This is a genomic window from Micromonospora sp. NPDC047521, assembly GCF_055587305.1.
Map to the genome: position 1 here is coordinate 337,059 of NZ_JBVJGN010000005.1, position 13,012 is coordinate 350,070.

The following is a 13,012-nucleotide window of genomic DNA, read 5'->3' on the forward strand; positions in this document are numbered from 1 at the left end:
CCGGTTAAGATTCGGTGTCGCGCGCATCCTGTGGTGGGGATGTTCGCCCCGTGACGGCCTGCGCTCGCGTGGGCCGTCACGGCTGTGCGGGGTCGGCTGCGGCCACTGAACCGGTTGCGCCCGCCGATCCATCGTCCTACGCTGATGCCTGCGCCGCCGGGAGCCGAGCGGTGGCTGCCGGGCTGCAGCCGCCTTCCCTGTCACGTCCCACCCCTGTCGGGCACCGGGGGTCCTGCCTGAGGAAGGCCATGAAGACTCGACTCTCCGCCGCCGGCGCCGCGCTGCTGGCGCTGCTCGTCGCGGTGCTGGCGTTCGGCCAGCCGGCCCGCGCCGCCGCCGGTTTCACAGTCGCCAACGGCAAGTTGTACGACGCCAACGGCACCGAATTCATCATGCGCGGGGTCAACCACGCGCACACCTGGTACCCGCAGCAGACCAGCTCGTTCGCCGACGTGAAGGCGCTCGGCGCGAACACCGTGCGGGTGGTGCTCTCCAGCGGCGACAGGTGGACCCGCAACACCAACGCGGACGTCGCGAACGTCATCTCGCTGTGCAAGGCCAACCGGTTGATCTGCGTGCTCGAGGTGCATGACACCACCGGGTACGGCGAGCAGAGCGGCGCGATCACCCTCGCCCGAGCGGTCGACTACTGGATCAGCCTGGCCGACGTCCTCGCCGGCCAGGAGAAGTACGTCATCGTCAACATCGGCAACGAGCCGTACGGCAACCAGAACTACGGCTCCTGGGCCACCGACAACGCGGCCGCGATCAAGCGGTTGCGCACCGCCGGCCTGACCCACACGATCATGGTGGACGCGCCGAACTGGGGGCAGGACTGGCCGTTCACCATGCGCGACAACGCGGCATCGGTCTTCGCCGCCGACCCGGCCCGCAACACGGTCTTCTCCATCCACATGTACGGGGTGTTCGACACCGCGGCGGAGATCAGCGACTACCTGGGTCGGTTCCGGGCCGCCGGGCTGCCCATCGTGGTCGGTGAGTTCGGATTCAACCACTCCGACGGCGACCCCGACGAGGACACCATCCTCGCCTACAGTCAGGCCAACGGGATCGGCTGGTTGGGCTGGTCGTGGAGCGGCAACGGCGGTGGCGTCGAATACCTCGACCTGTCCACGTCCTTCAACCCGGCCAACCTGACCAGCTGGGGTCAGCGGCTCTTCAACGGCGCCAACGGCATCCGGCAGACCGCCCGGGAGGCAAGCGTCTACGCCAGCATCCCCCCGCCGACCACCCCGCCGCCGACGACGCCCCCACCGACCACCCCGCCGCCGACCACGCCCCCGCCCAACGGTGGCTGCACCGCGACGTACACGATCACCAACTCCTGGCAGGGTGGCTTCCAGGGTGAGGTACGGGTGACCGCCGGCGCGAGGGCGATCACCGGCTGGACCGCCGGGTGGACCTTCGCCAACGGGCAGAGCGTCACCCAGTCCTGGAACGTGGCCCTGACCAGCAGCGGCACCACGGTGACCGCGCGCAACGTGGACTACAACGGACGGCTGGCCGCCGGTGCCAGCACCAGCTTCGGCTTCATCGGCGGTTGGACAGGCACGAACGCCGCGCCTGTCGTGAGCTGCACGGCGAGCTGAACGACGGGCTGGTGGCCGAGCCCCACGCCGGGCCCGGCCACCACGCCCGTTCTGGTCAGTGCTCGCCGACCAGGTTCACGATCACCACTCCCGCGATGATCAGAGCGATGCCTGCGAGCTTCACCGGCCCGACCGACTCGCCGAGGAACACCGCCCCGATCGCCACGATGGCGGCGGTTCCCAGACCCGACCAGAGCGCGTACGCCACACCCACAGGTATTTCCTTGACCGCCTGGGCCAGCAGCAGGAACGCCACGCCGTAGCCGGCGAGGCAACCCACAGTCGGCCACAGTCGGCTGAACCCGGCAGTGCTCTTGATCAGGCTGGTCGCCAGTACCTCGGCGGCGATGGCGATCCCCAGCAGCACGTACGCCATGCGCCCTCAGCCCCTCGTGGTCGGTGACACGTCGCTGCCCAGGCTAGCGCCGGCACCCGTACCGCCCGCCGTCGACAAGGGGCGGCGCGAAGCACACGCGCCTCCGGACCGCTCAGTCGACGGTGTCGACCTCCAGGACCAGGCTCTGCTCCGGGTGCAACGCGGGCATCTGCACCCCCACCCGGGCCAGCGCCGCGCCGCTGAGCGTGACGCCCGTCGCCAGCCAGATCGGCGCGGACCTGTTCATTGTCGCCGGGGCCGGGACACCGTCCGCCGGCCGTACCCGGTAACGCCGCTCGGGGTCGAGGCCGGGCAGTCGTACCGCGCCCGGGACCTGCGCCACCGAGGTGGCCAGCCGCGCCACCGCATACACCGCCCGGGTCTTGTCGCCCGCGACCACGCCGTGCGCCCAGACGGCCGGGTCCGGGTGGTCGACCCGGACCACCCGGCCGGCGTGCAGCAGCGGGCGCAGCCGCTTGTGCAGCGCCACCCAGGCGGCCAGCTCGGCCTGCTCGGCGGCGCTGATCGACGCGATGTCCCACTCGATGCCGTGGTGGCCGAACAGTGCGGTGGCCGCCCGGAAGCCCAGGTCGTGCACGCGGTGGGTGGTGTGCGAGCGTTCCGGGCCGACGTGGGTGCCGATCAGCTCCGGTGGCAGCAGCAGCCCGGTCCAGCGCTGGATGGCGAGCCGTTCTAGGGCGTCGTTGCAGTCGCTGGCCCAGACCCGGTCGGTGCGGGCCAGGATGGCCAGGTCCACCCGGGCGCCGCCGGACGAGCAGCTCTCGATCTCCACGCCGGGGTGCCGTCGGCGCAACTCGTCGAGGAGCCGGTAGACCGCAAGCGTCTGCCCGTGCACGCCGGGTCGGCCATGGTGCCCGGCCTCGGTGAGGTCCCGGTTCTGGTCCCACTTGAGGTAGCTGATTCCGGGATGGGCGTTGAGCAGTGCGTCGAGCCGTTCCAGCAGGTGGTCGTACGCCTCGGGGCGGCCCAGGTCGAGCACCTGCTGGTTGCGCCAGGCCGGCGGCAGCCGCCCCGGTACGGCCAGCAGCCAGTCACGGTGCGCGCGGTACAGGTCCGAGTCCGGGTTGACCATCTCCGGCTCCACCCAGAGACCGAACTGCAGGCCCCGACCGGTCACGTGGTCGATGAGCGGTTGCAGGCCGTCGGGCCAGACGTCCTCGTCGACGTACCAGTCGCCGAGCCCTGCCGTGTCGTCGCGCCGGCCGCGGAACCAGCCGTCGTCGAGCACGAACCGCTCCACCCCGATCTGCGCCGCCCGGTCGGCGAGCGCCCGCAGCCGGTCCAGGTCGTGGTCGAAGTAGACGGCCTCCCAGACGTTCAGCGTGACCGGGCGCGGGGAGCGCGGGTGCCCGGCCCGGGCCCGCAGGTGGGAATGGAGTACGTCGCTGAGCCCGTCCAGCCCGGCATCGGACCAGATGGCGTAGAGCAGGGGAGTGTCGTACGACTCGCCGGGGCCGAGCCGGATCTCGCCGGGGGCCAGCAGTTCGCCGCCGCCGACTGTCGACTCGCCCGTGGGACGGCGCTCGGCGAACGTGACGTGGTCACCGCTCCACGCGGTGTGCACCGCCCACACCTCGCCGTGGCCGAAGTCGAACCCGGCGGTGCCAGCCACCAGCAGCAGGGTGGCGTCGTGCCCGGTACGGCCGTGCCGGCCCTCGCGGACCCAGGCGCCGTGCTGCCACGGGTGCCGCTGCGGAGACCGTTCCCGGCACCAGCGGCCGGTCAGGTCGAGCAGCTCGGTGGCGACCGCCGGCACCGGCAGCACGGGCGTCAGCTCCCGCAGCTCGTACGCGCCTTCGCCGTCGTTGCGCAGCCGGTGGCGGAGGGTCAGCAGGCCGCGCTGGTCAAGCGTCAGCTCGATGGTCAGGGACAGTCCGGCGGCCGCGTCCGACGCGCGCACGACCACCCGCGCCGGGGCGTCGGCGGGCTGGTCCACGTCGACACTGTCCAAGCGGAACGCCGTGGACCAGTCCCGCCCGCCACGGTGCCCGGCCAGACCAGGCCTGCCGCTCCAGCCGGCGCTCGCCTCCGGCAGCAGGGACAGCACGGCGGGCTCGTCGAAGCTGCTCGGCACCACAGGCGGTACCGTCGCGTCGGTGAGCTGGCGCAGGCCCTCGTCGTCGAGGTCGCCCACGTCGCCACCCCAGTGCACGACCCGGGGCAGCCCCGGGCCGCGCGCGTCGAGCACCAGGCTGGTCCGCGCGCGGCGCAGGTGCAGGATCGTCATCCCTTCGAGGCTCCCAAGGTCAGGCCCCGGACGAAGTGCCGCTGGAGCATAAAGAAGATCACCAGGGTGGGGATCGCGACGAGCACGCTGCCCGCCGAGACCAGGTTGTTGTCGGTGAAGAACTCGCCGCGCAGGTTGTTGAGCGAGCTGGTCACCGGGAACTTGTCGCCGGTACGCATCAGGACCGTGGCCCAGAAGAACTCGTTGTAGATCCAGGTCACCTCCAGGGTGGCCAGCGCGGCCAGGGCCGGCCGGCACAGCGGCATGGTGATCTGCCAGTACTGCCGCCAGATGCTCGCGCCGTCGACCATCGCCGCCTCGTACAGGTCGTGGGGGAGCGCCTTCATGTAGTTGCTGAGCACGAAGACGCAGAACCCGCACTGGAAGGCGACGTTGATCAGGATCAGGCCCCAGTAGCTGTCGTAGAGCAGCTCCGAGTCGCTCATGAACTCCGGCAGCGGCACCTCGGTGAACAGCCGGAACAGGGGGATGAGCAGCGCCTGCTGGGGCAGCAGGTTGGCCGCGGTGAAGATGCCGAGCAGGACCAGGTTGAGTTTCCAGCTGAACCGGGCGATGACGAACGCCACGCAGGAGGCGAGGAAGAGCGTCAGCAGCACCGCGGGCACCGTGATGTACACCGAGTTGAGGAAGTGCTTGCCGAACTCCGCCGTCCGCCAGGCGGTGACGTAGTTGTCGAAGGTCCAGCCGCCGAACGAGACGTAGCCGTTGACTGCCGTGTACTCGTACGAGCGCAGCGAGGTCAGCACCGCCCAGGCGATCGGGAAGAGCCAGACCAGCGCGACGACGATGAGGAAGCCGTGCAGTAGCAGCCGCAGCGGGGTCGGCCTGCGACGACGGACCGGGATGTCGGTGCTCATTGCCGGTTCTCCCTCATCACTGTCGCCAGGTAGATGGTGATGAAGACCAGCGAGACGACAAGCATGATCGTGGCCAGTGCCGAGCCGAACCCGATCCGGCTCGCCTCACCCACCACGTTCTGGGTGACCAGCGCGGAGATCAGCTCCAACCCGTTGCGGCCCTTGTTGACCACCCAGACCAGGTCGAACGCGCGCAGCGACTCGATCACCGTCACCACCAGCACGATGATGTTGATCGGCCGCATCACCGGGAAGACGACCCGGAAGAACGTCCGTCTCTCCGAGGCGCCGTCGACCGCGGCGGCCTCCCGCAGCGACGGGTCGACGCCCTTGAGCCCGGCCAGGTAGAGCAGCATGATGTAGCCGACGTGCCGCCACCCGGAGGCGATCATGACCGCCCAGATGTTGACGTTCGAGTCGCCGTACCAGTCGATGTTGCTGCCGAAGACGGCGTTGATCAGCCCCTGGTCGCGGGAGTAGAGCAGCTGCCAGACGAAGCCGATGAGCGCCAGCGAGAGCACCACCGGCAGGTAGAGCGCGGTCTGGTAGAAGCGGCTCCCCCGCAACTCCTTGTCCAGCAGCACGGCCAGGAACATGCCGAACGGGGTGGCGACCACGAACAGCACCGCCAGCCAGAGCAGGTTGTGCTGGATCGCCGGCACGAACGGCGGGTAGATGTTCACCACGTCGCTGTAGTTGCGCGCGCCGACGAACTCGATTTCGTTGAGTGGGCCGATGCCGTCCCAGTTGGTGCCGGAGAGCAGCACGGTGGCCGCCGCCGGCAGCCAGACGAATCCGGTGACGAGCAGCAGCGGGACGAGCACCATCAGCGTGATGACCACGCGGTCGGTGCGGGACAGGAGCCGTAGCCGCCGGCGACGACCACCCGTGGAGGTGGTCGCGGCCGGCGGCGGCACGGCGCGATCCGCTTGGATCAGGGGCAGGTCGGACACGATGTCCTCCCCCTTCCGCCGTCAGTCGGTGAAGATCGACTTCTTCTGGTTCTCGATGGACGAGGTGAGCCCGCCGATGTCCTTGGGGTCCTTGATGAACTGCTGGATCGCCGGAATGATCACCGTGGAGGCGAAGTCCGGTCGGGTGTCCCGGTCGAGGAACTGGGCGATCTCGGTGGCCGACCCGACCAGCTCCGCGGCCTTCTTCTGCAGGGCGGTGTAGCCGCTGACGTCCGCGCCGGTGTTGGCGACCAGGGTGGCCGGGTCGTTCTTGACGGTGATGTCCGCCGCGTCCTTGCCACCGAAGTACTCAAGCAGCTTGCGGGCGTTGTCCTCGTTCTTGGGCTTGCGGGCCATCATGTAGCCGTCGATCGGCGCGTCGAGCGCCTTGGCGCCGATCGAGGGGTCGATCTCGGGGAAGGTGAAGAAGTCGAGGTCGTCCTGCTCCTCGTTGGTGAACTGCTGACCGACGAAGAGGCCGAGCAGGTACATGCCGCTCTTCTTCTGCTGCAACGACTGGGCGGCCTCCTGCCAGGTGCGTCCGAGGCTGTCCGGCTGGTGCAGGGGGAGCAGACCGGCCCAGGTGTCGAACACCTTCTTGACCTTGTCGGAGGTCCAGGCCTCCTTGCCGGCCATCAGGTCGATGTGGAACTGGTAGCCGTTGATCCGCAGGTTGAGGATGTCGAAGGTGCCCATCGCCGGCCAGCCGTCCTTGTCGGCGAAGGCGATAGGGGTCAGGCCGTCCCTCTTCATCTGCGTGCCGAGCGCGGTGAACTGGTCCAGGGTCGTGGGCACCTGGTAGCCGTACTGCTTCCAGACCGACTTGCGGTAGAAGACGGCCCACGGGTAGTACGACGCCGGGACGAAGTACTGCTTGCCGTCGTCGCCTGTGGATGCCTTCTTGAACGCGTCGGAGTAGCCGGACAGCTTGCTCCACACGTCGCTGATGTCGCTGGCCAGCCCCTTCTGCGCGAAGAAGCGCATCCGGTAGCCGGCGAACCAGGTGAACACGTCGTCCGGCTTGCCCTGGAGGTAGTTGTTGATGTTCTCCTGGAACGTGTTGTGGTCGACCGTGTTCACCGCGACCTGGACACCGGACGAGGTCTTGAAGCCGTCGGTGACCTTGACGAGGACGTCCTTGGGCTTCGGGTCGGACTGGTTGGACCCGAGCGACACGTCCTTGCTGGACCCGCCGGAACCGGAGTCGTCGCCGCAGCCGGCGAGCAGGCCGGTGCCGAGCAGCGCGCCCGTGCCGGCCGCGCCGGCCAGCAACGATCGTCGGTTGATGCCGGCGACTGAGGGCGGTACGAGCCGAGCCAGGTACTCGGCTTGGGATCGGGGACGGGACATCTGTGCCTCCTGCGGATGAAGAGGTGCTAGTCCAAGGGCCATCAGAGGTGGTGACTGCGGAGCCGCCGTCGTGATGACACATCGGGATCCACCGAGAATCCACATTGGCGAACACGAACGGCCATTGGGGCCTCAAGTTACCCTTCCGCAGGGCGCTGTCAAGAGGGCTGTTCGCCTCTGATAACCCAGCCGTGACGCGGCCATTACGTGGTAAACGTTGAAAAGAAAATCGATGTTGGAACCTGTTGACTTGCGTGGATCGCCGGGTGCACCCTCAGCTGTCATGCGGCGATGGCAGGGCGACGGCATCTATTTCGGCGGCGACTACAACCCTGAGCAGTGGCCCGAGGAGACCTGGTCCGAGGACGTCGAGCTGATGCGCCGAGCCGGGGTCAACCTGGTCTCGGTCGGCATCTTCTCCTGGGCGCTGCTGGAGCCCGACCCGGGCCGGTTCGAGTTCGGCTGGCTGGACCGCGTCCTGGACCTGCTGCACGACGGCGGCATCCAGGTCGACCTGGCCACCGCCACCGCCAGCCCGCCACCCTGGCTGGCCCGCGCGCACCCGGAGACCCTGCCCCGCCGGGCTGACGGCGCGATCCTCTGGCCGGGCGGCCGGCAGGCGTACTGCCCCAGCTCGCAGGTGTTCCGCGAGCGGTCACTGGAGCTCGTACGCGCGGTCGCCAGCCGGTACGCCGCGCATCCCGCCGTGGTGATGTGGCACGTCTCCAACGAGCTGGGCTGCCACAACGTGCACTGCTACTGCGACGTCAGCGCCGAGGCGTTCCGAGGCTGGCTGCGCGAGCGCTACGGCGACCTGGACCGGCTCAACGACGCCTGGGGCACTGCCTTCTGGAGTCAGCGCTACGGCGACTGGGCCGAGATCAACCCGCCGCGCACCGCGCCGACCTTCGCCAACCCCACGCAGCAGTTGGACTTCCTGCGCTTCTCCTCCGACGAGCAGCGCGCCCAACTGCGCGCCGAACGCGCGCTGCTCAGGACGCTGGTCCAGCAGCCGGTCACGACCAACTTCATGATCGGCATGGACGTCAAGCACATGGACTACCACTCCTGGGCGCCCGACGTGGACCTCGTCTCCAACGACCACTACCTGACCGCCGCCGACCCCTTGGCGCACCTCGGGTTGGCGCTCGCCGCCGACCACACGCGGGGCGTCGCCGGGGGTGACCCGTGGCTGCTGATGGAGCACTCCACGAGTGCCGTCAACTGGCAGCCGCGCAACGTGGCCAAGCTTCCCGGGCAGATGCGCCGCAACAGTCTCGCGCACGTCGCCCGCGGCGCGGACGGTGTGCTGTTCTTCCAATGGCGGGCCTCCCGGGCCGGGGCGGAGAAGTTCCACTCCGCCCTGGTGCCGCACGCCGGCCCGGACACGAAGGTGTTCCGTGAGGTGTGCCAGCTCGGCGCGGACCTGAAGGCGATCGCCGAGGTACGCGGCAGCCGGGTGGACGCCGACGTGGCGATCCTGTTCGACTGGGAGGCGGGGTGGGCTGTCGAGTTGGATTCGCACCCCAGCGTCGACGTCACCTACACCGACGGGCTCGACGCCCTGTACGGCGCGCTGTGGCGGGCCGGCGTGACCGCCGACGTCGTGCACCCGTCGGCCGATCTCAGCGGCTACCGGCTGGTCCTGGTGCCCACCCTCTACCTGGTCCGCGACGCCGATGTCGAGGCACTGCACAGGTACGTCGAGGCCGGCGGCACGGTCGCGGTCACCTACTTCAGTGGCATCGTCGACGAGAACGACCACATCCGGCTGGGCGGCTACCCGGGCGCGTTCCGTGACCTGCTCGGCGTACGCACCGAGGAGTTCTTCCCACTGCGCGCGGGCGAACAGGTGCGCCTCGACGACGGCAGCACCGCCGACGTGTGGACCGAATGGGTGCACCCCGACGGCGCCGAGGTGCTGTCGTCGTACACCGACGGGCCCCTGCCGGGCGTGCCGGCGCTGACCCGGCACCGGGTCGGCGACGGCGCCGCGTGGTACGTCGCCACCCGGCTGGACGAGCCGGCCACCGACCGGCTGGTCGCCCGGCTCCTCGACGAGGCCGGCGTCCGCCCGGCGGTGCCGGCGCCAACCGGCGTGGAGGTGGTACGACGGCGCGACGGTGAACGGACCTGGCTGTTCGTCCTCAACCACACAGGGGCGCAGGTCCGGCTCCCGGTGGCCGGCGTCGAGTTGTTGACCGGCGAGCGGTGTGCCGGTGAGCTGACGGTGCCCGCCGGGGAGGTGGCGGTCGTCCGTGAGGATCGGGCCTGATCCGCACGACGGCCACGGCGCGAAGGAGGTTCCCCACATGCTCGCCCAGCAGCGGCAGACCGCCATCCTCGATCTGATCCGCCAGCGCGGCGGGGTGCGGGTGAGTCAGCTCGTCAGCCGGTTCGGCGTGTCCGACATGACGATCCGGCGCGACCTGGAGGTGCTCGCCGAGCGCGGCCTGGTCGACAAGGTGCACGGCGGCGCCACGCTCGCCGGTCCGGGATCGGCCGAGGAGCCCGGCTTCGCCGCGAAGTCGATCCGCCAGCAGGAGGAGAAGCGGGCCATCGCCGAACGGGCGGCGACGCTGGTGGAGCCGGGAATGGCCATCGCGCTGTCCGCCGGCACCACCACCGCCGCGCTGGCCACGCTGCTCTCCGATGTACGCGGGCTGACCGTCGTGACCAACTCGATCCCGGTGGCCGACGCGCTCTACCAGAACCCGCGCGCCGACCAGACAGTCGTGCTGACCGGTGGGATCCGCACCCCGTCGGACGCGTTGACCGGGCCGGTTGCCGAGGCGGCCATCAGCGCCCTCAACGTCGACCTGCTGTTCCTGGGTGTGCACGGGCTCAGCCCCCGTACCGGCTTCACCACGCCCAACCTGCTGGAGGCCGGCGTCAACAGGTGCCTCATCGGCGCCGCCCGCCGGCTCGTGGTGCTCGCCGACCACACCAAGTGGGAGACCATCGGCATCGCCACCATCGCCCCGCTGGAGGCCGCCGACGTACTGATCACCGACCGTGGGCTTCCGACCGAGGCGCGGACCGCGATCGGCGAGCAGGTCGGCGAACTGGTAGTCGTGGAGCCCTGACGCCACTCAGCCCGGCCGCCCGGCTCGCCGCCGCTTGGCGAGGTACGGCAACGTGAACAGGTACAGCCCGGTGAACAGGAGCAGGGCAAGGGGGAGCAGCGGCACGTAGGACACCCAGACGATGGGATCGTCCTGTGCCAGCGCGACGAAGGTGACGACGACGGTCACCGTGAAGGCGATGGCCAGCCAGCGGTGAACCTGCCGTACCCAGGTGTTCCTGCCCATGACAACCTCCTGCGAATCCAGATCCTGGCGATCTGCCGGTCGGAACGTCGATGGCGGTGACGCTAGTTGCGGTTCGCTGGGCGGGGCTTCTCGATTCCTGACCGGTCCGGTAGACCGGTCGGGGTCGCCGGGTCGCCGGGTCGCCCGGTCGCCGGGTCGCCGGGTCGCCGTCGAGCCCGGGCCAAGATCCGAACAAGAACACGGAAACTGGCCCTTCGAGCGTCGCGGAGGCAGGAGTTTCCCGGAAGTTGTGCGGATCTTGACCGGGCGCGCGGGCTCAGAGGTCATCGGCGGGCCGGCAGGATGCGGGGTGGTCGGCCGGCAGCCCGCACCGCCGGCGATCGGGCATGATCCGGTCGCAGAACACCCAGTGTCGTACGTGCTGCGCGTCCTCGACCGAGACGGTGGTGCCGCCGACGTCGACCTGCGGCGTCGAGGCCAACGAACGGGCCAGCGTCCGCGCCAGGTCCAATGCCCCGGCCAGGTCGGCGACCGCCACCGGCAGGTGGATCACATGCCGGGCTCTCCCGGTGTACGCCTCGACGGCGAACCTCGGCAGCGGCGTGAAGAGCCCGCTGTACTGGTGCTCCCATCCCGGGCTCACGGCTGACGCCGCTCGGACCAGGCACTGTGCCAGTCGCGCAGCGCCCGCTTCACCCGGGCGTTCTCCTCGCTGAGCCGGGCCACGTCGTGGTGCAACGTCGCCAGGTCGAGCGCGACCCGGTGCAGGAACCGTCGTACCTCCCGGGGGTCCAACCCGCGCCGGCCGAAGCCGACGACGGTGAACTGCCGGTCGCGGACCTGGCTCGGGTGCAGCCGGGCCAACCGGGCGGCGCCGTGGAACGTGCCGTCGTAGAGCGTGCCTCGGGTCATTCATCACCTCACGCGTCGTCGACCGATGGGCGGGTCAGGGTCGCAAGGCGCCCTTTGCCGTGGTACTTATTCGTCAAGTCGGTTCGGAGCCGGGATTCGCACATCCCGACGCTCCAGTTGAGACCCGACGAGAGCCGGTATGCGACTGCCACTCGCGAGGCCGTCTCTCGTCACCTTCTCGGCTGTTGGCACAGCCGCGGTTGTCGTGTTTGCACCGGGCGTCCCCGGGGACCGGCGATCACCCTCACCCGAAGGCCACGTTTCCAGTCGCTCGGAGCTGGAGCAATGGTTCCTACGCGGGCGTCGCCAGTGAATTGAGAGGTGGACCATGCCGCACAAGCCGTTCATCCGGACCCTCCGTGCGCAGTGGCTCGGTCAGCAACTGCGGACCCTCCGGGAGGAACGGGGGATGACCTTGAAGTTGGTCGCCGAGCATCTGCAACGGGACATGTCCGCCCTTGGTCGTTACGAACGCGCGGACTGGCCGATCCGCAAGGGCGATGTGATCGCGCTGCTGGATCTCTACGGCTTTCATCACGCGGCCGAGCGGGCCCGCCTGCTGGCGCTCGCCGAGGAGGTCTGGCGCACCGACCGGTGGGACGAGGACTACGGCGACGTCGTGGACGCCTCCTTCATCGAATATCCCTGGCTCGAAGGTCGCGCGGAGCAGGTCTGCTGCTTCCACCTCACCCTGGTACCGGGGCTCCTTCAGACCCGGGAGTACGCCGAGGCCGTGATTCGCAATGCTGCAGAACCGGAGGTTTCCGAGGCGACGATCAACCGCTGGGTCGAGCTTCGGATGACCCGCCAAGGAGTTCTGCGGCGACGCCGCCCGCTCATGATTTCCACGGTGATCGACGAAGCTGCGCTGCGCAGGATGGTCGGTGGGCCGGAGGTGTGGCGTCGGCAACTACACCACCTCGCGCAGTCCCAGCGGCTGGGCAATGTGGCAATCCGAGTCATGCCGTTCGGCATGGCCCTGCACCAAGGGCTCGACGGTACGTTCTGGATATTCCGTCTGCCGGAGCCGTATCCTGCGGTTGCCTACGTGGAGTCTTTGGGAGGGCGGCTCTACCTTGAGTCGCCGAAGGCTGAGCGCTTCGTACGCGCTTACGGTCGTCTGCTGGATTCTGCGCTTGACGAGAGCGAGTCAACGAAGTTGATCACGAGAATCGCGGAGGATTTGTGATGAGCGAGAGTGTGTCCGACGTTGCTTGGCACATCAGTAGCAGGAGCGACAGCAACGGCGGTAGCTGCGTTGAGGCGGGACCCGTCCTCGACGGCTCCGGTCGCGTGGCGGTACGGGACAGCAAGGACCGTGCGGGGGCGACCCTCGTCTACCCCGCCGACGGGTGGACGGCGTTCGTCCTCGGCGTCAAGGACGGTGCGTTCAGCTAGGAGTCGAGCAACGCC

The 13,012-nt window shown here is 69.3% G+C and carries 13 protein-coding genes; 5 read left to right on the top strand and 8 right to left on the bottom strand.

Going from position 1 to position 13,012, the window contains the following annotated elements; genetic code table 11:
- Nucleotides 1-248: 248 nt before the first annotated feature.
- On the top strand, nucleotides 249-1,610 hold the full coding sequence (locus ACZ6N8_RS14690; RefSeq protein WP_466010252.1) for a cellulase family glycosylhydrolase: 1,362 nt from the start codon (nucleotides 249-251) through the stop codon (nucleotides 1,608-1,610).
- A gap of 55 nt (nucleotides 1,611-1,665) precedes the next feature.
- On the opposite strand, the gene ACZ6N8_RS14695 is transcribed toward ACZ6N8_RS14690, so the two are convergent.
- From ACZ6N8_RS14695 to ACZ6N8_RS14715, 5 genes are all read right to left on the bottom strand, one after another.
- A complete protein-coding gene (locus ACZ6N8_RS14695) occupies nucleotides 1,666-1,986 on the bottom strand; it encodes a DMT family transporter (protein WP_466010253.1) in 321 nt (106 codons plus the stop codon).
- A 112-nt stretch (nucleotides 1,987-2,098) separates the two neighbouring features.
- Complete coding sequence (locus ACZ6N8_RS14700; RefSeq protein WP_466010255.1) at nucleotides 2,099-4,234, bottom strand: alpha-galactosidase; 2,136 nt, start codon at nucleotides 4,232-4,234, stop codon at nucleotides 2,099-2,101.
- On the bottom strand, nucleotides 4,231-5,112 hold the full coding sequence (locus ACZ6N8_RS14705; RefSeq protein ID WP_466010256.1) for a carbohydrate ABC transporter permease: 882 nt from the start codon (nucleotides 5,110-5,112) through the stop codon (nucleotides 4,231-4,233). The genes ACZ6N8_RS14700 and ACZ6N8_RS14705 overlap by 4 nt, the downstream gene beginning before the upstream one ends.
- Nucleotides 5,109-6,065, bottom strand: coding sequence for a carbohydrate ABC transporter permease (locus ACZ6N8_RS14710; RefSeq protein ID WP_466010258.1), 957 nt, complete (start codon nucleotides 6,063-6,065; stop codon nucleotides 5,109-5,111). Before ACZ6N8_RS14710 ends, ACZ6N8_RS14705 begins: the two co-directional genes overlap by 4 nt.
- Before the next feature lie 21 nt (nucleotides 6,066-6,086).
- Nucleotides 6,087-7,415 (bottom strand): ABC transporter substrate-binding protein, encoded by a 1,329-nt coding sequence (locus tag ACZ6N8_RS14715; protein ID WP_466010259.1) that lies wholly within the window; start codon nucleotides 7,413-7,415, stop codon nucleotides 6,087-6,089.
- Between the two features lie 283 nt (nucleotides 7,416-7,698).
- Here ACZ6N8_RS14715 and ACZ6N8_RS14720 point away from each other — a divergent pair, with 283 nt between their 5' ends.
- Nucleotides 7,699-9,690, top strand: coding sequence for a beta-galactosidase (locus ACZ6N8_RS14720; protein ID WP_466010261.1), 1,992 nt, complete (start codon nucleotides 7,699-7,701; stop codon nucleotides 9,688-9,690).
- 37 nt (nucleotides 9,691-9,727) lie between these two features.
- Nucleotides 9,728-10,501, top strand: coding sequence for a DeoR/GlpR family DNA-binding transcription regulator (locus ACZ6N8_RS14725; protein ID WP_466010379.1), 774 nt, complete (start codon nucleotides 9,728-9,730; stop codon nucleotides 10,499-10,501).
- Between the two features lie 6 nt (nucleotides 10,502-10,507).
- Here ACZ6N8_RS14725 and ACZ6N8_RS14730 read toward each other — a convergent pair whose 3' ends face one another.
- From ACZ6N8_RS14730 to ACZ6N8_RS14740, 3 genes are all read right to left on the bottom strand, one after another.
- Nucleotides 10,508-10,726, bottom strand: a complete 219-nt coding sequence (locus ACZ6N8_RS14730; protein WP_466010263.1) for a hypothetical protein — start codon at nucleotides 10,724-10,726, stop codon at nucleotides 10,508-10,510.
- A 277-nt stretch (nucleotides 10,727-11,003) separates the two neighbouring features.
- Complete coding sequence (locus ACZ6N8_RS14735; protein ID WP_466010381.1) at nucleotides 11,004-11,240, bottom strand: hypothetical protein; 237 nt, start codon at nucleotides 11,238-11,240, stop codon at nucleotides 11,004-11,006.
- An 86-nt stretch (nucleotides 11,241-11,326) separates the two neighbouring features.
- The gene (locus ACZ6N8_RS14740) at nucleotides 11,327-11,599 is read right to left on the bottom strand and encodes a DivIVA domain-containing protein (RefSeq protein WP_466010265.1); all 273 of its coding nucleotides are present in this window, start codon (nucleotides 11,597-11,599) and stop codon (nucleotides 11,327-11,329) included.
- A gap of 328 nt (nucleotides 11,600-11,927) precedes the next feature.
- Here ACZ6N8_RS14740 and ACZ6N8_RS14745 point away from each other — a divergent pair, with 328 nt between their 5' ends.
- Together ACZ6N8_RS14745 and ACZ6N8_RS14750 are read left to right on the top strand one after the other, a co-directional pair.
- A complete protein-coding gene (locus ACZ6N8_RS14745; protein ID WP_466010267.1) occupies nucleotides 11,928-12,788 on the top strand; it encodes a helix-turn-helix domain-containing protein in 861 nt (286 codons plus the stop codon).
- On the top strand, nucleotides 12,788-12,997 hold the full coding sequence (locus ACZ6N8_RS14750) for a DUF397 domain-containing protein (RefSeq protein ID WP_357988555.1): 210 nt from the start codon (nucleotides 12,788-12,790) through the stop codon (nucleotides 12,995-12,997). The genes ACZ6N8_RS14745 and ACZ6N8_RS14750 overlap by 1 nt, the downstream gene beginning before the upstream one ends.
- Nucleotides 12,998-13,012: the final 15 nt, after the last annotated feature.

What these genes read in the sequence shown, in the direction of transcription:
- ACZ6N8_RS14690 (WP_466010252.1), top strand. Translation starts at nt 249, where the DNA reads ATGAAGACTCGACTCTCCGCCGCCGGCGCCGCGCTGCTGGCGCTGCTC.
- ACZ6N8_RS14720 (WP_466010261.1), top strand. Translation starts at nt 7,699, where the DNA reads ATGCGGCGATGGCAGGGCGACGGCATCTATTTCGGCGGCGACTACAAC.
- ACZ6N8_RS14715 (WP_466010259.1), bottom strand. Translation starts at nt 7,415, where the DNA reads ATGTCCCGTCCCCGATCCCAAGCCGAGTACCTGGCTCGGCTCGTACCG.
- ACZ6N8_RS14700 (WP_466010255.1), bottom strand. Translation starts at nt 4,234, where the DNA reads ATGACGATCCTGCACCTGCGCCGCGCGCGGACCAGCCTGGTGCTCGAC.
- ACZ6N8_RS14705 (WP_466010256.1), bottom strand. Translation starts at nt 5,112, where the DNA reads ATGAGCACCGACATCCCGGTCCGTCGTCGCAGGCCGACCCCGCTGCGG.
- ACZ6N8_RS14740 (WP_466010265.1), bottom strand. Translation starts at nt 11,599, where the DNA reads ATGACCCGAGGCACGCTCTACGACGGCACGTTCCACGGCGCCGCCCGG.
- ACZ6N8_RS14750 (WP_357988555.1), top strand. Translation starts at nt 12,788, where the DNA reads ATGAGCGAGAGTGTGTCCGACGTTGCTTGGCACATCAGTAGCAGGAGC.
- ACZ6N8_RS14695 (WP_466010253.1), bottom strand. Translation starts at nt 1,986, where the DNA reads ATGGCGTACGTGCTGCTGGGGATCGCCATCGCCGCCGAGGTACTGGCG.
- ACZ6N8_RS14745 (WP_466010267.1), top strand. Translation starts at nt 11,928, where the DNA reads ATGCCGCACAAGCCGTTCATCCGGACCCTCCGTGCGCAGTGGCTCGGT.
- ACZ6N8_RS14730 (WP_466010263.1), bottom strand. Translation starts at nt 10,726, where the DNA reads ATGGGCAGGAACACCTGGGTACGGCAGGTTCACCGCTGGCTGGCCATC.
- ACZ6N8_RS14725 (WP_466010379.1), top strand. Translation starts at nt 9,728, where the DNA reads ATGCTCGCCCAGCAGCGGCAGACCGCCATCCTCGATCTGATCCGCCAG.